This window comes from Streptomyces sp. NPDC058289 (assembly GCF_042880975.1).
GTDB lineage: Bacteria > Actinomycetota > Actinomycetes > Streptomycetales > Streptomycetaceae > Streptomyces > Streptomyces stoeckheimensis.
Window position 1 is genome coordinate 46,099 of sequence record NZ_JBHVYI010000007.1, and the last position, 19,410, is coordinate 65,508.

15 protein-coding genes and 1 pseudogene are annotated in these 19,410 nt (G+C 73.7%); 7 read left to right on the top strand and 9 right to left on the bottom strand.

Annotated elements, in window-relative coordinates; translation table 11 throughout:
- Positions 1-41: 41 nt before the first annotated feature.
- On the bottom strand, positions 42-1,394 hold the full coding sequence (locus ACFVX6_RS05155; protein ID WP_389688104.1) for a cation:dicarboxylate symporter family transporter: 1,353 nt from the start codon (positions 1,392-1,394) through the stop codon (positions 42-44).
- A 126-nt stretch (positions 1,395-1,520) separates the two neighbouring features.
- On the opposite strand from ACFVX6_RS05155, the gene ACFVX6_RS05160 reads away from it, so the two are divergent.
- Together ACFVX6_RS05160 and ACFVX6_RS05165 are read left to right on the top strand one after the other, a co-directional pair.
- Positions 1,521-3,209, top strand: a complete 1,689-nt coding sequence (locus ACFVX6_RS05160) for an ATP-binding protein (RefSeq protein ID WP_389688105.1) — start codon at positions 1,521-1,523, stop codon at positions 3,207-3,209.
- Positions 3,206-3,928, top strand: coding sequence for a response regulator (locus tag ACFVX6_RS05165; protein WP_389688106.1), 723 nt, complete (start codon positions 3,206-3,208; stop codon positions 3,926-3,928). The genes ACFVX6_RS05160 and ACFVX6_RS05165 overlap by 4 nt, the downstream gene beginning before the upstream one ends.
- Here the strand turns inward: ACFVX6_RS05165 and ACFVX6_RS05170 are convergent.
- Together ACFVX6_RS05170 and ACFVX6_RS05175 are read right to left on the bottom strand one after the other, a co-directional pair.
- Complete coding sequence (locus tag ACFVX6_RS05170) at positions 3,868-4,731, bottom strand: tyrosinase family protein (protein ID WP_389688108.1); 864 nt, start codon at positions 4,729-4,731, stop codon at positions 3,868-3,870. The two genes, ACFVX6_RS05165 and ACFVX6_RS05170, sit on opposite strands and share 61 nt — an antisense overlap.
- Positions 4,731-5,144, bottom strand: coding sequence for a tyrosinase cofactor (locus ACFVX6_RS05175; RefSeq protein WP_389688110.1), 414 nt, complete (start codon positions 5,142-5,144; stop codon positions 4,731-4,733). The genes ACFVX6_RS05170 and ACFVX6_RS05175 overlap by 1 nt, the downstream gene beginning before the upstream one ends.
- A gap of 309 nt (positions 5,145-5,453) precedes the next feature.
- On the opposite strand from ACFVX6_RS05175, the gene ACFVX6_RS05180 reads away from it, so the two are divergent.
- The gene (locus tag ACFVX6_RS05180; protein ID WP_389688112.1) at positions 5,454-6,845 is read left to right on the top strand and encodes a glutamate decarboxylase; all 1,392 of its coding nucleotides are present in this window, start codon (positions 5,454-5,456) and stop codon (positions 6,843-6,845) included.
- Positions 6,846-6,884: 39 nt separating this feature from the next.
- Here the strand turns inward: ACFVX6_RS05180 and ACFVX6_RS05185 are convergent, their stop codons facing one another.
- The 5 genes and pseudogenes from ACFVX6_RS05185 to ACFVX6_RS05205 form a co-directional block, all read right to left on the bottom strand.
- On the bottom strand, positions 6,885-9,401 hold the full coding sequence (locus ACFVX6_RS05185; RefSeq protein ID WP_389688114.1) for a Helicase associated domain protein: 2,517 nt from the start codon (positions 9,399-9,401) through the stop codon (positions 6,885-6,887).
- Positions 9,402-9,586: 185 nt separating this feature from the next.
- On the bottom strand, positions 9,587-11,290 hold the full coding sequence (locus ACFVX6_RS05190; protein ID WP_389688116.1) for a sigma-70 family RNA polymerase sigma factor: 1,704 nt from the start codon (positions 11,288-11,290) through the stop codon (positions 9,587-9,589).
- Between the two features lie 76 nt (positions 11,291-11,366).
- Complete coding sequence (locus ACFVX6_RS05195; protein WP_389688118.1) at positions 11,367-11,789, bottom strand: DUF4180 domain-containing protein; 423 nt, start codon at positions 11,787-11,789, stop codon at positions 11,367-11,369.
- Positions 11,782-12,315 carry a helix-turn-helix domain-containing protein gene (locus ACFVX6_RS05200; protein ID WP_389688263.1) on the bottom strand — a complete coding sequence of 178 codons (534 nt, stop codon included), beginning with the start codon at positions 12,313-12,315 and terminating at the stop codon, positions 11,782-11,784. Before ACFVX6_RS05200 ends, ACFVX6_RS05195 begins: the two co-directional genes overlap by 8 nt.
- A 177-nt stretch (positions 12,316-12,492) precedes the next feature.
- Positions 12,493-13,233, bottom strand: a pseudogene (locus ACFVX6_RS05205) (alpha/beta fold hydrolase); the annotation flags it as partial.
- Between the two features lie 97 nt (positions 13,234-13,330).
- Between ACFVX6_RS05205 and ACFVX6_RS05210 the strand changes: the two are divergent.
- Both ACFVX6_RS05210 and ACFVX6_RS05215 read left to right on the top strand, forming a co-directional pair.
- On the top strand, positions 13,331-14,374 hold the full coding sequence (locus tag ACFVX6_RS05210) for a S66 peptidase family protein (protein WP_389688120.1): 1,044 nt from the start codon (positions 13,331-13,333) through the stop codon (positions 14,372-14,374).
- A gap of 250 nt (positions 14,375-14,624) precedes the next feature.
- Positions 14,625-16,667: a tetratricopeptide repeat protein gene (locus ACFVX6_RS05215; RefSeq protein ID WP_389688122.1), complete on the top strand. Its 2,043-nt coding sequence runs from the start codon at positions 14,625-14,627 to the stop codon at positions 16,665-16,667.
- A 151-nt stretch (positions 16,668-16,818) separates the two neighbouring features.
- Here ACFVX6_RS05215 and ACFVX6_RS05220 read toward each other — a convergent pair whose 3' ends face one another.
- Positions 16,819-17,619 (bottom strand): IclR family transcriptional regulator, encoded by an 801-nt coding sequence (locus tag ACFVX6_RS05220; RefSeq protein WP_389688124.1) that lies wholly within the window; start codon positions 17,617-17,619, stop codon positions 16,819-16,821.
- An 86-nt stretch (positions 17,620-17,705) separates the two neighbouring features.
- Here ACFVX6_RS05220 and ACFVX6_RS05225 point away from each other — a divergent pair, with 86 nt between their 5' ends.
- Positions 17,706-18,350, top strand: a complete 645-nt coding sequence (locus ACFVX6_RS05225; protein WP_389688126.1) for a bifunctional 4-hydroxy-2-oxoglutarate aldolase/2-dehydro-3-deoxy-phosphogluconate aldolase — start codon at positions 17,706-17,708, stop codon at positions 18,348-18,350.
- Positions 18,347-19,390, top strand: a complete 1,044-nt coding sequence (locus ACFVX6_RS05230; RefSeq protein ID WP_389688128.1) for a PfkB family carbohydrate kinase — start codon at positions 18,347-18,349, stop codon at positions 19,388-19,390. The genes ACFVX6_RS05225 and ACFVX6_RS05230 overlap by 4 nt, the downstream gene beginning before the upstream one ends.
- The last annotated feature ends 20 nt before the right edge of the window (positions 19,391-19,410 follow it).

Consider the following 19,410-nt stretch of genomic DNA (forward strand, 5'->3'; position numbering starts at 1 on the left):
TGGGGGCGAGCCCTGCCCGGCCGGTCCGCGGGGCGTCCCCGTCAGACGGTTACGCCGTCCTTGGCGCCGTCCGACTGGGCCGGTACGGCGGTGGCCTGCTCGTGTCCGTCGTCGGTGAGCGTGCTCTCGTCGAACGGCAGTCGCCCCGCGAGGACTTCGGTGGCCCGGGCCCGGTCGAACTCCTTGGTCCAGGTGCCGATCAGCACGGTCGCGATCGCGTTGCCCGCGAAGTTGGTTAGCGCCCGCGCCTCGCTCATGAACCGGTCGATGCCCACAATCAGGCCGACGCCGTCGACGAGTTCAGGCCGGTGCGACTGGAGTCCTCCGGCGAGCGTGGCGAGGCCCGCACCCGTGACCCCGGCCGCACCCTTCGAGGCCACGATCATGAACAGCAGCAGGGAGATCTGCTCGCCCAGCGCGAGGGGCTTGCCCATCGCCTCCGCGACGAAGAGCGAGGACATCGTCAGATAGATCGCGGTCCCGTCCAGGTTGAAGGAGTAGCCCGTCGGGACCGTGATGCCGACCACCGGCCGTGAGACGCCCACGTGCTCCATCTTCGCGATCAGCCGGGGCAGCGCCGACTCCGAGGAGGAGGTGGACAGGATCAGCAGGAACTCCCGGCCCAGGTAGCGCAGCAGGGCGAACACGCTGATCCCCGTACACAGCCGCAGCAGCGTGCCCAGGACCACGAAGACGAAGAGCAGGCAGGTCGTGTAGAAGCCGATCATGATGACCGCGAGGGACTTCAGCGCGTCCATGCCGGTCGCCCCGACCACCGCCGCGATCGCGCCGAACGCGCCCACCGGCGCCACCCACATGATCATCGCGAGCACCCGGAACACCAGCTTCTGCACGTGGCCGATCCCGCGCAGCACCGGCTCGCCCGCCGCTCCCATGGCCTGCAGCGCGAACCCGCTCAGCAGCGCCACCAGCAGCGTCTGCAGCACCTCGCCCCCGGTGAAGGCCGACACCAGCGTGGTCGGGATGATCCCCAGCAGGAACTCCGGCGTGCTCTCCGCACCGCCCGCCTTGGCCTGCGCCTCGCCCGCGTGCCGGGCCGCCTCGGTCAGGTGCAGCCCGCTGCCCGGCTCCAGCAGGTTGCCCACCAGCAGTCCGATGGCCAGCGCCACCGTGGACATCACCATGAAGTAGCCGAGCGCCAGTCCGCCCACCGCGCCGACCTTGGCTGCCTTGCGGACGGAGCCGATGCCGAGCACGATCGTGCAGAAGATGACCGGCGAGATCATCATCTTGATGAGGTTGACGAACCCGGTGCCCAGCGGCTTGAGCTCCACGGCCGTGCCGGGCGCGGCGAACCCGACGGCGATGCCGAGCAGCACCGCGCCGATCACAGCGATGTACAGATAATGCGTCTTGTCGCGCCTGGCGGCCACGATGCCTCCTGGTAGTGCCCTCGCCTCCCCGATGGCGAAGGCGTCCCGGGAGGACCATCGCCCGCCGCTGTGACCCCGGTCACCCTTGCGTTCATTGAGTTCACGCCCGGGTGCACACTGAGCGCCATGTTCCGCTTTCCCCGGCCGCCGCGCAGCCTCGCCGGCCAGCTCTTCGCCATGCAGGTGGTGCTGGTCGCCGCGGTCGTCGCCGGTTGCGCCGTCTTCGCGTACGCGACCGCCCGAGACCAGGCCGAAGAGGCCGCCCGGCGCCAGGCCGGAGCGGTGGCCCGCGCGGTCGCGGACTCCCCGTCGGTGCGGGACGCGGCGCGTGCGCAGCGGCAGGAGGGCGCTAGTGAAGGGGGAGGGGAGCCCGTCCCCGAAGCCGTACGGGGAACCGGGCGCGGGGCAGGTGACCCCGGGGGCCCCACCGCGGCCCTGCAGCCCTACGCGGAGCGGGTCCGCATCGACGCGGGCGTGGACTTCGTGACGATCATGGCTCCGGACGGACGGCGCTGGACCCACCCCGACCCGATGCGCATCGGCGAACCCTTTCTCGGCAATACCGCCCCCGCCCTGCGGGGCGAGACCTTCAGCGAGACCTACACCGGCACCCTCGGCCCCTCCCTCCGCGTGGTCACCCCGATCACCGACGACGGCCGGGTCATCGGCATGGTCGCCGCCGGCATCACCGTCCGCGCGGTCAGCGCCCGCCTCGCCGCGCGGCTCTCCGCCCTCGCCTGGGTGGCCGGCGGGGCCCTCGCCCTCGGCGGCGCGGGCACCTACGTCGTCAACGCCCGGCTGCGCCGCCACACCCACGGGATGAACGCGGCCGAGCTGAGCCGGATGTACGACTACCACCAGGCCGCCCTGCACGGGGTCCGCGAAGGGCTGCTGATGCTCGACGGCCGGCGCCGGATCACCCTCGTCAACGACGCGGGCCGCGAACTCCTCGGCCTGCGCGGGGAGGTCAAGGGGACCGCGGCCGCCGACCTCGGCCTGCCGGCCCCGCTCACCGGGGCCCTGCTCTCCGACCGGCCCCGGGTGGACGAGGTCCATCTGACGGTGGACCGCGTGCTCGTGCTCAACAGCGCGCCCGTCGCCGGCGGCGGCCGCCGGGGCACGGTGATCACCCTGCGCGACCACACCGAACTGCTGTCGCTGACCGGGGAATTGGACCAGGAACGTGGATTCACCCGGGCGCTGCGCGCGCAGGCCCACGAGGCGGCCAACCGGCTCCACACCGTGGTCTCCCTCATCGAACTCGGCCGCAGCCGGGAAGCGGTGGAGTTCGCCACCGCCGAACTGTCCCTCGCCCAGGCCCTGACCGACGAGGTGATCGCCGCCGTCGGCGAGCCCGTGCTCGTCGCCCTGCTGCTCGGCAAGGCCGCGCAGGCCCACGAACGGGGGGTCGAGCTGGTCGTCACCCCGGACAGCGGAGCCATCGGCGCCGGGCCCTGCGGCCCGCCCGCGCGGGACCTCGTCACCGTCCTCGGGAACCTCGTCGACAACGCCGTCGACGCCCTCACCGGCGTGCCCGGCGGCCGGATCTCCGTCACCATCCGCCCCGACGGCCCGGCCGGGCCCCACGGGCGCGGGGTGCTGATCGGCGTGGCCGACAACGGCCCCGGACTTCCCGAGGGCGCGGACGTGTTCCGGCGCGGCTGGTCGGGCAAGGGTGAGGGACGGGGTCTGGGCCTCGCGCTGGTGCGGCAGGTGGCCCACCGGCACGGCGGAAGCGCGGACGCCGACCAACTGCCGGACGGGGGCGCGCGGTTCACCGTACGACTGCCGGCGCGCGGGGAGGCGGACGCGTGAGCACGCCCGAGGTGCGGGTCCTCGTCGTCGAGGACGATCCGGTGGCCGCCGACGCGCACGCGCTCTACGTCGGGCGGGTGCCCGGCTTCACCGCCGTCGCGGTCGTACACTCCCTCGCCGAGGCCACCCGGGTCCTGGAGCGGACCCGGATCGACCTGCTGCTGCTCGACCTGACCCTGCCCGACGGCCACGGGCTGCGCTTCGCGCGCGGACTGCGGGCCGCGGGCCACCCCGCCGACGTGGTCGTGGTGACCTCGGCGCGGGACCTGGGGGTCGTCCGCGAGAGCGTCTCGCTCGGGGTGGTGCAGTACGTACTGAAGCCCTTCGCCTTCCCCACCCTGCGCGAACGGCTCCTGCGCTACGCCGAGTTCCGCGCGACGGCGGCGGGCGAGGCGGCCGGCCAGGACGATGTGGACCGCGCGATGGCGGCCCTGCGCTCACCCCGGCCGGCCGAACTACCCAAGGGCATCGGCGGGCCGACCCTGGACCGGGTCGCCGCCCTGCTGCGGGCGGCCCCCGAGGGGCTGACCGCGGGCGGGACGGCCGAGGCGGCCGGGATCTCCCGGATCACCGCCCGCCGGTACCTGGAGCACCTGGTGGACACCGGCCGCGCGGACCGCACCCCCCGGTACGGCCAGGTCGGCCGCCCCGAACTGCACTACCGCTGGCTGGCGGCGGCCCCGGCCGGTACCGGGGCCGGCTCGGTGTCGAAGGTGTAGAACTTCCGGTGGTCCAGCATGTCGGCCGGGGTCACGTCGTTCCACGGCCGCATGGTGTCGTTGAGGTCCACGACGTTCGGGGTGCCGGCCGCCGGCAGGTAGGTCGACTGCGGGTGCAGCGCCTGCCAGTCGGCCCACAGCTTGTCGATGAAGGCGTGGTGCATCCAGAACACCGGGTCGTTGGGGGAGACCCCGGTGGCCATCTGGCCGCCCACCCACACGTGCACCCGGTTGTGCAGGTTGGCCCCGCGCCAGCCCTCCAGGTTGTTGCGGAAGCCGCCTGAGGAGCTGTTCCAGGGCGCCGCGTCGTACACCGGCATGGCGAGGACGGAGTCCACCTCGGCCCGGGTCGGCAGTTGGGCCACGCCGGTGCCGAGCGCGCGGCGCAGGTAGGAGCGCCCGTCGACCCGTACGGCTATCTCCCACTTGCCCGTCGCGTACGCGAACGGTCCGTCGAGCACCTGCCCGTCCCGGGCCCGTCCGGTGCCGCCGAGGAAGTCGGCGGCCCAGAGGGAGGAGCGGGCGGTCCGGTCGGCCGTCCAGTCCCAGTAGGGCAGGGCCACCGACGGATCCACCGCCTGCAGCGCCGCCTCGAACTCCAGCAGAAACCGGCGGTGCCAGGGCAGGAAGGAGGGGGAGCGGTGGCCGACCCGGTCACCCGAGTCGGTGTCGCTCATGATGAAGCCGTTGTGCGTGGTGACGAAGCGGTCGTAGCGGCCGGTGCGCTTGAGCTCGAGGAGCGCCGCGACGAAGGCCTTCTTCTCCTCGGAGGTGAGCGAGGCCTGGTTCTTGCGGATGGTCATCACATGCCGCCCATCGGGACGAGGGCGGCGCCCTGGAGCTCGCGCACGGCGGCGCGGGCGAGGGGGAGCGGGCCGGAGAAGGTCTCGTAGTGGTTGACCACGCTGATCCAGCTGCCGTCGGCGTTCCGCATCACGTGCAGTTCGCGGCCGTCTATGAGGACGGTCGGCTGACCGGGGGACTGGTGGCCCCCGTGGTGGCCGCCGTGGTCGTCCCCGCCGCCCGAGGCGGGGACTATCCGTATGCGGCGGCCCTGGTAGACCTCGTCTGTGATTCCCGAGGGGCCTGCGGGCCCGGCGGGTGCGGCGGTACGGGATCCGGTGACGGCTGCGTGCGCGGTGGCGCCGGCGAGGCCGAGGGCGGTGAGTGCGCCGGCAGTGGCGCCTAAGGCCTGTCGGCGGGTGATCTTGTTCATGGCCCGAAGAGGTATCAGGGCGCAGAGAACACAGGGCCGTTATCCGGACATGCGCGGATAAGTTGCCGGTCGAACTAGTTGGATGATCTTCCCGTCCGGACTGGCTCCAGCGGCCCGGACGGGAAGACCTGTGTGAAAAAGCTTAACGGACAGGAAATCTTTCGGTAGCACGGGGTGGCTATGGAAGGGATCACACCGCGGAGTCGGCCGGAAGCCGCATCTGACATTGCCTCCGGGGTCCGGTCCGAGAGGTGCTCCGAAGTGGATTTCGAGGCGATCTGTCCCGTTACATCCCGTTATAGTCCCGATATGGCTCTCCATGAGACGAAGGACCTGCGTGCCCGCGACGCCGAGACGGACGTGTTCGCGTCCGCCCTCAGCGGCGAGATCCTCCCCAAGTACCGGATGCCCGAAGACCACTCGCCGTCCGAGGTGGTCTACGAGCTCCTCCACAACGAGCTGCTCCTCGACGGCAACGCCGCCCAGAACCTGGCCACCTTCTGCACCACCTGGTCGGACGACGGGGTCCACCGGCTGATGAACGAGTGCCTCGACAAGAACATGATCGACAAGGACGAGTACCCGCAGACGGCCGAGATCGAGGCCCGCTGCGTCAACATCCTGGCCGACCTGTGGAACGCCCCCGCCGGCACCACCGGCACCGGCTGCTCCACCACCGGCTCCAGCGAGGCCGCCATGCTCGGCGGCCTCGCCCTCAAGTGGCGCTGGCGCGAGCGCCGCCGCGCCGCCGGGCTGCCCGCCGACAGGCCGAACCTGGTGTGCGGGCCGGTCCAGGTCTGCTGGGAGAAGTTCGCCCGGTACTTCGACGTCGAGCTCCGTCAGCTCCCCCTGTTGCCCGGAGCCACCGGCCTGCGCCCCGAGCAGCTCGCCGCCAACGTCGACGAGAACACCATCGGCGTGGTCGCCATCCTCGGCGTCACCTACACCTGCGTCTACGAGCCCGTCGCCGAGATCGCCGCCGAACTCGACCGGATCCAGGCCGAGCACGGCTGGGACGTGCCGATCCACGTGGACGCCGCCAGCGGCGGCTTCGTGGCCCCCTTCCTCCACCCCGACGTGGTCTGGGACTTCCGGCTGCCGCGGGTGGCCTCCGTCAACACCTCCGGGCACAAGTACGGCCTGGCCCCGCTGGGCGTCGGCTGGATCGTCTGGCGCACCGCCGACCTGCTCCCCGCCGACCTCGTCTTCTCCGTGGACTACCTCGGCGGGGACATGCCCACCTTCGCCCTCAACTTCTCCCGGCCGGGCGGCGAGATCATCGCCCAGTACTACTTGTTCCTCCGCCTGGGCCGGGGCGGCTACCGCCGGGTCCAGCAGGCCTGCGCCGACACCGCCCAGTACCTGGCCCGCGAGATCGAGACCATCGGCCCGTTCACCCTCCTCTACGACGGCCAGGGCGCGCTGCCCGCCGTCTCGTACCGGCTCACCGATCCACAGGGTGCGGGCTTCACCCTCTACGACCTCTCCGACCGGCTCCGGATGCGCGGCTGGCAGGTGCCCTCGTACCCGCTGCCGGCCGAGCGGGACGACACGGTCATCCAACGGGTCCTGATCCGGCACGGGGTGACCCGGGACCAGATCGCCCTGCTCGTCTCCGACCTGCGCCTCGCCGTGGAACACCTGATCGCGCACCCGCAGCCCGTCCCCGCGGCCCTGCCCCGGTCCGGCTTCCACCACTGACCCCGGGGGCGGGCCCGACTGGAAGGGCGCCCCCGGCGCTCAGGACGCCGGCCAGCGCATCCCCAGCTCCGTCAGCGCGGCCGTCCGTTCCGGGGTGAGGGACGCGGCGCGGGCGCGCTGGTTGGCGATCCAGGAGCCGAGGCGCAGGTCCCGGTCGCCGACCCGCTCCACGTGCGCACGGGGCACCCGCAGGTGCCGCTCGCGGTCGTGGAACCGCCGGGCCGCCTCCAGGTGCGCCGCCCACGCGTCTGCGTGGGCGACCCGGGGCTTCGGCCGGTCCGCGCCCTCGGCCGGGGTCACCCCGAGGGTGTGCTCCAGCAGCCAGCGCTGGGCCCAGGCGAGGCGTTCCCAGGACGCGCGCTGGCCGCGCAGCCACACGCCGAGGTCCTCGCCCTGGACCACGGCCTCCCCGGGGCGCGTCGGGAGCGGGCCGCCCGCGTCCAGGTGGACCCGGGTCAGGTGGAAGGCCCGCTGCCAGGAGATGTCCCAGGACGGACACCAGGAGGCGTCGATGGCCTCCAGGGCCTCCCGGCGCTCCTCGGACAGGGCTCCGGGTCCCTCCCGGCGGGCCGCCGCCCGCTGGTTCTTCACCCAGACCCCGACCGGGGCGCCGCGCCAGGTGGCGTCCACGGGAGGCAGCAGGTGACCGTGCTCGGCGGCCCAGCCGCCCGCCGCCGCGAGCCCCTCGTCGAACGCCACGTCGAAGTGGCTCCACACCATGCCCAGTTCGTCGAGCTGCGCCACCCGCCGGTGGCCGAGCGCCCCGCGCCGGTACGTGCGCCGGGCATCGGCGATCCACTGGCCGAGCGGGAACCGGGCCAGCCCCGGCGGCCACGGAGCCGCGGCTCCCTGCTCCTCCGCGGCAGCCGCGTCCTTGTCCGCCTCCGCGGGCACCTTGAACGCGAACGGCACCTTGAGGTCCCCGGCGAGCCCGGCGTAGATCCGGGCGGCCTCCACTCCGCGCCGCCAGTGCTCGTGCTCCGGGTGCAGGACCCGCAGCCGGACGAAGGCGGCCAGCAGCGCCGGGTCGCGCGGGGTGGAGAAGCTCAGCAAGGACTCCGCGCCGCCGCGCAGGCCGGAGCCGCCCACGGGCTCCGCGCCGCCCGTGCCCGTGCGCCGACTCGGGGCCTGGGGCTGCGCCAGGGACTCGACGACCCGGGTGTCGTGGGCCCGTAGCGCCTCCAGCAGCCGTGCGAGGTCCCCGTACGCCCGTGAGGTCAGCATCGTCTCGGGGGACTCGCCGGGCCCCAGCAGCACCGGCACCACGAGGGAGGCGACCTTGCCCTCCCCGGGCCGGATGCGCAGCGCCCGGCCGACGGCCTGGACCAGGTCGGGCATGGAACCCCGTACGTCGGCCCAGAAGACCGAGTCGCACTCCTTGGTGTCCACGCCCTCGCCCAGCACCCGGACACTGCCCAGGAAGGCCTTGTCCGCGACCCGGTCGTCCGCGAAGGCGCCCAGCACCCGGCGCCGGTGCGCCGCCGTGTGCTGCCCGCACAGCCAGTCCGCCCAGACGGTACGGGGGTACACCGGCCGCGGCGCCCAACTCGTGGCGCGCAGCCGTGTGGCGACGGCCGGCAGGCCGGCCGCGAAGGCCTCGGCCTCCTTGGTCAGGTGGTGGAAGACGAGCGTGCGCCGGAACCCCTGCTTCACGGCCGCCGTCACCAGGGCCGTCTGGAGCGCCGCGAGCCGCACCCCGCGCACGGAGTCGGAGCGCCCGTCCGGCCCGAGCAGTACGGCCGCCTGGAACTCCGGATCGCTGACGTCCACGCAGACCACGCGGTAGGGCGCGCAGATGCCCCGGTCGACGGCCTCCGAGAGGGTGAGGGTGTAGCAGCGCGCGCCGAACGGCCCGTCGGGATCGTCCTCCATGGAGGCCACGAGGTCGCCCCGGCCGCGCACCCCCTCCGGCCGGTCGGAGCCCTCGGGGCTCTCGGCGGGCTCGTCGCTCTCGGGGGGCGCCGAACCCTCGGCGGACTGCCAGACCCGGGGCGTGGCCGTCATGTACAGCCGGCGGACCGACGGGATCCGGACGTTGTCGTGCACCACCGCCCAGGGCTTGCCGATGCGCCCCGAGGTCCGGTGCGCCTCGTCGACCACGATCAGGTCCCAGCCGGGCAGCCCCTCGCGGTGCGCGCGTTCGATGGTGCCCAGGCCGAGCGAGGCGTACGTGGCGTACACCGTGACCCGGTCGACGGGCGGGCCCGCCCAGTCGGCCAGTTCGGCCGGGTCGGTGGTGGTGGGCACTCCCGCGTCCTCGCCGCGCAGCGAACACACGGCGAAGGCGCGGCCGGTGCGGCCGCCCTCGCGCCAGGCCGCGGCGGTCTGCACGAGCAGGTCCAGGGAGGGCACCAGCACCAGGACCCGGCCGGCCCGCAGTTCCTCCGCCGTGTGCACGGCGACCAGCGACTTGCCGGAGCCCGTTGCCATGATCACCTGCGTACGGAGCCCGGTCCGTGGGACCCTGCGCCCGGCGGGCAGTTCCAGCGCCCGCACGGCGGCGTCGACGGCCTCGCGCTGGTGCGGACGGAGTTTCTGCCTGCTGATGCGCCCCACCTCCACCGTGATCTGCCGGTTTGCTTCCAGCTCCTATCTTGCCCCCATTTTGAATCATTGCGGGGAGATCGCGCAGACGGGGGTGCGGCGGAGCGTGGCGGGGCGGGGGCGGAGCGTGGCGAAGGCCGGGTCGGGCGCCGAGTCGGGGTCGGGCCGGAGTCGGGCCGGAGTCGGGCCGGGTGGCCCTACATCCGGGCACCGAAGTTCTGCGTCCACCACGGGCCGCCGGCGCCCTGGTGGATGCCCACGCCGATGTCCTTGAAGGAGCAGTTGAGGATGTTCTCGCGGTGACCCTGGCTCTTCATCCAGGAATCCATCACCTGAGCCGCCGTCCGCTGCCCCTTCGCGATGTTCTCCCCGTAGGTGGACCAGCGGTATCCGGCGGCAGTGGTCCGCTTGCCCGGGTCCGCACCGTCCGGGTTGGTGTGCGAGAAGAAGTCCCGCCGGGCCATGTCGTCGGAGTGGCCCTGGGCGGCCGTACGCAGCTGCGCGTCCTCCTTGAGCGGCCCGCAGCCGGCCTTCGCGCGCTCGGAGTTGACCAGGGATATCACCTGGGCGGCGGTGCTGCCGCCCGGCGGGGCGGGGGCGGGGCTCTTCGGCGGGGTGGACTTCGGGCTCGGCTTCGGGGTGGGCGTGGGGGTCGGACTCGGAGTAGGAGTCGGGCTCGGGCTGGGGCTCGGCGAGGCACTCGAAGAGGCGGACACCGAGGGGCTCGGGGTGGGGGAGGCCGCCTCCGGGGGCAGCGCGGTCCCCGAGTCCGGCGCCACGAGCGCGGCCGGAGGCACCTCGGGGGAGCCGGTGCCGGGGCGGGTGGCGAGGTACGTCAGCCCGCCTCCCACGACACAGGCGGCGAGCACCGCGCCACCGATCACCCGGCGCCGGCCGCGGGTGCGGCGCTGCTTGCGCAGCGAGGCGCGCCCGTCTCCGGGGCCGCCCGCCGCGGCGAACTGCGCTTCGAGGTTGCTGCCGCCACTGCCACTGCCGCCACTGCCGCTGTCGCCACTGCCGTCGTCGGCGTGGCCGGCGTCCGGGGCGGGGGCGCCGTCCGGAGCGTACGCCGGAGCGGCGGTGGCCAGGCCCGCGGAGGTGTAGCCGGAGTCCAGGGCGGCCCGTACGCCCGCGAGCAGCGCCGCAGAGACCGGCAGCAGCGCCAGCCCGGCCAGCAGTCCTTCGGCCGGGACCAGGCCGTTCCACAGCCCGGCGCAGCGCAGGCACGCGCGGGCGTGCCGGGCTATTCGCTTGCGCCACAGCGCCGAGGGCAGCCCGTCCCAGCTCGCCGCCATGGCCCGCAGGTCCTCGCAGGGCGGCTGGGCACCCAGCGCCCGCTCCACCACCCGGGCCGCCTCCAGCTGCGCCTTCATCCGCTGCACCCGTACCGCGGTGTGCTGCGGGGACAGCTCCAGCGCCTGCGCCATCTCGGCGCGCGTCAGCTCCCCGGCGCACTCCAGCCACCACAGGGAGAGCAGTGCCCGGTCGTCGGGCTCGAGCCAGCGCGTGGCACGGGCCGTCTCGCGCCGCTGGCCCTCCAGCTGGAGCCGTACGACGGTCAGGTCCACGAAGTCGGCGCCCGGGTCGGCGAGCTCCCAGGCGGCTTCCAGGCCGCTTTCGCCGGGGGCGCTCCGGCGGGCCTGCCAGTGGGCGCGTACCCGGTTCATGGCGATCGCGACCAGCCAGGACCGGAAGCTGTGGTCGTCGCGCAGGCCGCCCAGCCCGTCGAGTGCCCGCAGCATCGTGTCCTGGACCACGTCGTCCACGTCGACGGACCCGTTCAGGGCCCGACCGACGATGTTGTAGACCAGCGGCAGATAGGCGCTGACCAGGTCGTCCTGGGCACGGGGATCGCCCGCGCGGGCCGCGGCCACCAGTGCTGCCGTGTGCTGAGTGCTCATAGAAAAGTCCCTGTCCGTACCGGCGCTCGATGATGCCCAATACCTGGGAGACCGTCGAGGGGGACTTGGATAACGCTTATCCGCCGAACGGTTCCGCGGATGCGGAATCCGCAGTGCCCGGCCCCGTTTCCCCGGCCGGCGCGAGCCGGGAGGCCAGGGCGTCGAGATCGGGCAGGAACCAGATGTGGCGGCCCTCGTTGGATTCCCGTACGAGATCGCGCAGGGCCGAACTCGCCTCCAGGTGGTGCGCGAGGTCGCCCACGACCACCAGGCGGACCCGGTAGTTCACGAACTTCTGCATGATGGCCCCGGCGAGCCCGCTGCGCAGGTCGAAGAAGCCGGCGTCCAGGCGTTCCACCGGGACGGCGACGATGTCGGTCCGGTAGAAGGCGCCGCCGATCAGCTGGTCGAGCGCGTCCTGCTCGGTGGCGACGGGCGGGCCGTCGGCAGCGCAGACCAGGACCGGTACGCCGTGGTGTTCCACGAGGAGGTCAGCCACGGTGCGCCGCCCCCGCGTCGTGGCCGGTGACGGCACCGTGGCCGGTGACGGGGTCCAGGTCGTTCCCCATGTCGTTGCCCGGCCCGAGCACTCCGTCGACCAGGTGCAGCAGATCGGCCGTGGTGGCGGCGTCGCCGAGGATCACGATCTTCATGCGGGCCCGCTCCTTGTCGTAAACCGTTTGGACGCGCAGCATGGCCGGAGCGGCCCTCGGCGACTGCGCGCTCGCCGTGACGAGGTTGGCGAGCCGGCTCGCCGCGTCGGGACCGATCGCATCGATCTGCACGATGCTCGATACCTCCAGATGCCGCCGCGGTGCTTCCCCGGCGGTGGACGGATCCTCGGCGGCCGGGGCGGGGAGGCTCGTGAGGGCCTCGAAGTCCGTCCGGCTGATCCGGTACTGCTTGCCGATTCGGACGGCTTTGAGCCGGCCGTCGCGCACGTAGTTCCGGACGGTGCGCACGTGCAGCCCGAGCAGCTCGGCCACCTCGCCGACCGAGTACAGCTCGCGTCCTTCGTCACTCATGATTCCGGATCCTACCCTAAGAGGTGCGAATGCAGGCTGATAGGGAAGGTTGAGGAATCCGGCCCGGGTGGGCGGGCGGGAATCGGGCGGCGCCGATCGCCCGGCGGATCGCCCGGCGGACCACCCGGCGGGGCTCGGCGAGCCGACGGAACCAAGGAGGAGTGCGAGAAGTCGCCCGGGAGCCCGCAGTGGCAGGTAGTGATCGGCGCCGGCGACCACCTCCAGCCGCGCGCCGGGGATGCCGGCGGCGAGACGGTCGGCGATGACGCCGATCTCGGGGTGGTCGTGATCGCCGACGACGACCACCGTCGGAACCCCGATCCGGTCCAGACGGTCGACCGCGCCCTCGGCCGGGTCGAGGGCGTGCCCCTTCTCCGCGGCGGCTCCGGCTTCGGCGTTCTCGCGCACCATGGGCTCGATGACCTCGAATCCCGGGGCCCGGTCGCCCAGGCTCGCCCAGAGCGTGAGCTCCAGCTCGGCGATGCGGCTGCCGACCGATCCGCGGTGCGCCGCGGCGTACGCATCCATCTCAGGACTTCGGGGCCACTCGTGGCCACCGACGGAGGATGCGATCAGGGTCAGCGACCGGACCCGGTCGGGGTGTTCCAGGGCGAAGTCGAGCGCGACCTCGCCTCCCATGCTCAAGCCGACGAGCCCCGCGGTCCGGATGCCGAATCGGTCCAGAACCGCCAGCAGGTCGTCCTCGTAACGAAAGGGCTCGGTCGGAGGCGTCGAGCGGCCATGACCCCTGGCGTCGTAACGCACCACGGTGTGGTGCCGTGCCAGGGTGGCGAAGACGTGGTCCCACAGGCGGCTGTCGTGGACCGATCCGTGGAGCAGGACGAGCGGAGGGCCGTCCCCCGCCCACTCGGCCCAGATGCGGCCTCCGCCGGCGACGGGTATCAACTCGGTGGTCATGCCGCCGATTCGATCACACCGCCGCCTGCGCCGAGAGGAGCGAGGGACCCCGGAAAACCGCTTCGGTGGCGGGCGGGCCCGCTCCTAGGATCATCGGATGACGGATCCCCGCTACCCCGCCAAGCCCCGCCCCGGAGACCGCGTCGCGGTGCTCTCCCCTTCGGCCGGTCTGCCCGCGCTCTTCCCGCAGCCCTACGAGCTGGGGCTGCGCAGGCTCCGGGAGGAGTTCGGGCTGGAACCGGTGGAATACCCGACCACCCGGAAGATGGGCGCGACGCCGCAGGAGCGGGCCGCCGACCTCCACACCGCCTTCGCCGACCCCGAGATCAAGGTGGTGATCGCCAGCATCGGCGGCGACGATCAGATCACGCTGCTCCCGCACCTCGACGCCGATCTCCTGCGCGCCAACCCCAAGCCGTTCTTCGGCTACAGCGACAACACCAACCTGCTCCTGCACCTGAGGCACCTCGGACTGGTCGCCTACCACGGGGGCTCGGTGATGGTCGAGCTCGGACGGCCCGGCGCCATGAACCCGCTCACGGCCGAGTCCCTGCGGGCGGCGCTGTTCACCTCGGGCGAGTACGAGCTGACCGCCGCCGGCGCCAGCGGGGACGTCAACGGTCCCTGGGACGACCCGCGCACCTTCGACGCCGAACCGGAACTGGAGCCGGCCGACGGCTGGACCTGGCACAACGCAGACCGGGTGGTCGAGGGCGACGGCTGGGGCGGGAACCTGGAGATCCTCTCCTGGCTGCTGATGGCCGACCGCGCGGTCCGGCCCGTCGAGGAGTACGCCGGCGGGGTGCTCTTCCTGGAGACCTCGGAGGACATGCCGAGCGCCCGGGACGTCTACTGGATCCTGCGCAACATGGGGGAACGCGGACTGCTGCGGCAGTTCCCCGCCCTCCTGATGGGCCGGGCGAAGAGCTGGTCCTTCGAGCAGCGCTTCGACGCGGAGGAGCGGGAGCGCTACCGTCGCGAGCAGCGCGAGGCGGTCCTGCGGGCCCTCGGCGAGTACGCCCCCGACGCCATGGCCGTCTTCGACGTGGACCTCGGGCACACCGACCCGCAGATCGTGATCCCTGTCGGGGGCCGGATCCGGGTGGACGGCCCGGCCCGCCGCATCTTCGTCACTTACTGAGCCTCGTCACTTACTGAACCTCGTCACTTACTGAACCTCGGGACTTATTGAATTTCGTCACTTCCTCAACTTACTGACGAACATCGCTCCGCAGTGGCTCCGTTGGGGTTCCCCCGCCCGGGCCCGGGGTGACAATGGGGCTCCCACGGGACGTGTTGGGGGCGGCATGTCGGCGTTGCTCTTGAGGGGATCCGGCCGGGCGCGGGGCTGGGCGGGATACCTCGGTTCGGTAGGGCTCGGAGCAGGTGCGGTGGCGTTGGCGGCGGTGTGGACCTCGGGGCCCTGGGCCGCCGGGATCGGCGCGGCCGTCACCACGCTGTCCGGACTCGCCGCGGAGCGGATGCGGCCCCCCGGGGAGAGCGCCGATCCCCGGGCCGCCGGCGAGGTGCTCCGTACCGCGGCGGGCCGGGTCCCGCTGCTGCGCCACGTGGACCGCCCCGAACTGGCCGGAGCCCACCCGGCCGAGGCCCCGGCGGCCCCGCCCGCGTACATCCGGCGCGACGCCGAACCGGCCCTGCGTGCAGCCCTGGACCAGACCCGTTTCGTCCTCGTGGTGGGAGAGTCCACGGCGGGCAAGACCCGGCTCGCCTACGAGGTGGCCCGCAGCCGCTACCCGCGGCACGCCTTCGTCCGCCCGCTCTCGCGCGCCGCACTGCCCGAAGCGGTGCGGATCGCCGGGCGGCGGCGCCGCGCCGTGCTGTGGCTGGACGACCTGGAGGACTACCTCGGCGGGGGCGGCCTGAACGCCGCCCAACTGGCCTCCCTGCGCACGGCGGTGGTCATCGCGACGATGCGGGTCCAGGAGCACCGGCGCTACGACGCCCGTGAGGAGAGCCGGCTCACCGGCTCCGACCGGGACGCATGGCGGGCCCAGCGCGACCTGCTCCACCGGGCGGTGGTCGTCAGGCTGCCCCGGCACTGGTCCAGGGCGGAGCGAGGCCGGGCCGCCGCCCACCGGGGCGATCCGCGCATCGGGGCCGCGCTGCGCGCGGGCGAGCGATTCGGGGTCGCCGAGGTGCTGGCGGCCGGTCCGGAACTCCTGGCGGCCTGGGAGAACGCCTGGGCCCCGGGCGCCAATCCGCGCGGCGCCGCCGTGGTCGCGGCGGCGGTGGACTGCCGCCGGGCCGGACTGCGCCGCCCCGTGAGCCGCGCGTGGCTGCGCGAGCTACACGCCCCCTATCTGGCGGCCCGGGGCGGCGGGGACCTCCAGCCCGAGCCGTTCGCGGAGGCGATGGACTGGGCCTGCGCCGCCGCCTACGCCACGAGCGGGCTGCTCATCGGCAACTTCGGTGCCGGATTCACCGCGTTCGACTACCTGTTGAACGCGCCGGGCAACGGTCCCGTGCCGGACCACCTGTGGCGCGGGCTGCTGCCCCTGGTGGAGCCCGCCGACGCCTACGACATGGGGCTCGTCGCCCATCAGGAGGGCCGCCTCGCGCGGGCCGTCGAGGCCCTCGGCCTCGCCTCGCGCGGCGGGGTCCCCGGCGCCGAACTGCCGCTGGCCATCGCCATCGGGGACTCCGGAAAGCCGCGCCGGGCCGCCGCCGATCTCGCCGGGATCGCCCACAGGCGCGCCGGCCGGCTCGGGCCAAGGCACCCCGACACCTTGGCAGCGAGACATCAACTGGCTTTCTTCGTAGGGGAGTCAGGGAACCACCTGGCCGCCGCGGCCCAGTTCGCGGAGCTGCTCGTGGACGCCCGGGCGGTGCTGGGGCCCGATCACCCGGACACCCTGGCGGCCCGTCACCAGCTGGCCTACTCCACCGGAGAAGGCGGCGATCCCCGCGCGGCCGCCGGCCAGTTGGAAGGGCTGCTGGCCGACCGCTTACGGGTCCACGGCGCAGGTCATCCGCAGGTGCTGGCGACACGGCGCAGCCTGATCTGGTTCCGGCCGGGCGAAGCAGCCGATGCGGAGGCCGAGTTGGGGCGGCTGCTGGCCGAGGCCGAAGCCGCCGAGGGGATCGGGCCCGACGATCCGCACACGCTCGCCGTCCGGGGAAGCCTGGCGGCGCTCGCGGCCCGCGCCGGGCGCACCGCCGAGGCGGCCGAAGCCTGGGCGGAGCTCACCGCCGACCGGACCCGGGTGCTCGGCGAGGACCATCCGCACGTGTTCTACTCCCGCCTGGAATGGGCCCGCGCCCTGCTCGCCCGGGACCGGGGCCCCGAGGCGGCCGCGGTGCTGACCGGCGCCCTGGCGCGGGCCGAGTCCGTCCTGGAACCGGGCCACCGGCACCTGCGGACGGCCCGGGAACTGCTCACCCGGACCGCCGCCCGGGCTCCGTCTGCGGACTAGGGCCCGAGCGCGGGCTGTGCCTCGACGGCGGACCGGACCCCGGCGGCGGACCGGACCCCGGCGGCAGGTCGGGCCCTGACGCCAGGCCGGACCCCGACGCCAGGTCGGGCCCCGGCGGCAAGCCGGGCCCGGACCGCCGCCCGCGGGTGGCCTACAGCAGCGGGGCCAGGGCCCGGGTGGCCGCGAGCAGGGCGGGTGCGTAGGCCTCGATCTCCGTGCGGGAGACCAGGAACGTGACGGTGGTGACGCTGACGCCGCCGATCGGACGGCCCCCGGTGTCGAGGATCGCGGCGCCGATGCAGCGGATGGTCGCCTCGTTCTCCTCGTCGTCCAGGGCGAACCCCCGCTCCCGCACGGCTTCCAGCTCCGCCTCCAGGACCTGCGGCGTCGTGAGCGTGTTCGGGGTGCGGCGCGGCAGCCCGGACGAGGCCATCAGCTCGCGGGCCTCGGCACCGGGCAGGTGGGCCAGGATGCTCTTGCCGATCGCGGTCGTGTGCAGCGGCATCCGCATGCCGACCCGCGAGGCGGTCTGGAAGGGCTGCTCGCTCTCCAGCTTCCGGATGTAGGTGATGGTCTCCCCGCTGTGCAGGGCGAGATGGACCGCCTGCCCGGTGGCCTCCTGCAGTTCCCGCAGGATCCGCTCGATGCTGGCCGGTTCCCCTCCGGTGACCAGGGCGGACAGCCCGCGCAGCCGGGGGCCGACGCCGTAGCGGCTCTCGCCCTCGGAGCGTACGAAGCCCTGCTCGATCAGCGAGGCCAGGATGCGGAAGGTGCTCGACTTCGGCACGGCCGCCGCCGCCATGACATCGGTGAGCCGGTGCGGGCCGCCGGGCGCGGCCACGGCCTCCAGGATCCGCATCGACTTCTCCAGCGCCGTACCCGCGGCGGAAGTCCGGCCGCCGCGGGACGTGCTTGCGGCCTCTGCGTTCTCGGGCCTTTCGTCCGTGGACAAGGGATCTCCAGAGATGGGTATGGTCTGCATTAGGTGTTCCGTTACACGATACTAAGTTCCATTACGTGGAACAAATGGAGGGTCTCTTGTCCTGTCACCCGTATGCGGCCATCACCGCGCAGCGACTGCTGCCGGTCCTGCGCAACGCCGACGCGGACGAGGCCGTCCGCCACACCATCGCCCTGCTCGCCGCCGGCTGCCGCGCCGTCGAACTCACCACCTCCACCCCCGGCTGGGCCGAGGCCGTGGCCCGCACCGTCCCGCTTGCCGACGCGCAGGGGCGGCCCGCCCTCATCGGAGTCGGCACCGTCACCACCGCGGTGGCCGCGCGGACCGCGCTCGACGCGGGCGCCGCCTTCCTCATCTCGCCCTACCCGGCCCCCGAGGTCCGCGAGGTCGCCGAGGAGCGAGGGGCCGTCTTCATCGAGGGTGGCTTCACCCCGGGGGAGATCGCCTCGGCCGTCCGGTCGGCCGGTGCGGCGAAGGTGTTCCCGGCCCACGTGGGCGGCCCGCAGTTCATCCGCTCCCTCAAGGCCGTGCTCCCCGACGCCCTGATCATCCCGACCGGCGGGATCGCGCCGGGCCAGGTCCGCGACTGGCTCGCCGCCGGGGCCGCCGCCGTCGGGATAGGCAGCGGCCTGCCCGCCGCCCCGGGTGAACTGGCCGCCGTCTTCGCCGACCTCGCCCAGCCCTGCTGCGGCGACTGCGCGGGCACGGAGCGCCGGTCGTGAGCGGGGCCGGGCACACGGGCGGGAGCACCGCCGGGTCCGGGAGCGCGGCCGGGGCGCGGGGATACGACGTCCTCGTCCTCGGCGAGGTCCTCGTCGAGATCCACGCCGAGACGGCCCTGCGGGACGCAGCCGACGGCACCCCCGCCCGCGTCTCCTTCTCCGGGGACGCCCTCAACGCCGCGGCCGCGGCCGTCGCCGCCGGAGCCCGCACCGCCCTGCTCGCCGTCGTCGGCGAGGACGAGCTGAGCGTCCCGCTGCTGGCCCGCGCCGCCGAACTCGGCGTGGACGTCTCCCACGTACGCCGCTCCCCGCGCCCGAACGGCGCCTATCTGCTCTGCGCCGACACCAAGGGCGACCGCGAGTTCGTGTACTGGCGCACCGGCAGCGCCGGCTCCACCCTCTCCGTGGAACACGTCGAGTCCTGGCGGGAGTTGCTGACGGGCGCCAAGGCCCTCATCACCAGCGGTATCGCCGGCGCCCTGTCGCCGAGCAGCCGCGAAGCCGTCCTGCTCGCCGCCCGGACCGTGCACGAAGCCGGCGGACACCTCTCCTACGACCCCAACTTCCGCTCCCGCCTCACCAGTCGAGGTGAGGCACGTACCCTCCTGGCCCGCATCGCCCCGCTGGCCGGGCTGCTGAAGACCTCCTGCCCGGCCGACGCGCTGGCCATGGTCGACACCGACGACCCGGCCGAGGCCGCCGCACGCTACCGGGCCCTGGGCGCCCGCACCGTCGCGGTCACCGCGGGCGCCGACCGGCTGCTGCTGGACGACGGCACGGGGGCGGCGTACCTGCCCGTCCCGGTCAACCCCGACCCGGTCGACGCGACCGGCGCCGGGGACTGCTTCACCGGCACCGCCACCGCCCGGCTCGCGCTGGGCGACACCCTCGCGGACGCCGTCGCCCACGCGATGGCGGCCGCCTCCCTCTCCGTGTCCGGCCGGGGCGGCACCGGACGCATCCCCGATTTCACCGAGACGGCCGCCCTGGCGGCCGCGCACCGCGAACACCTCCTCGGCGCAGGACGGGAGACGACATGATCGGAGTCCAGGAGTCCAGG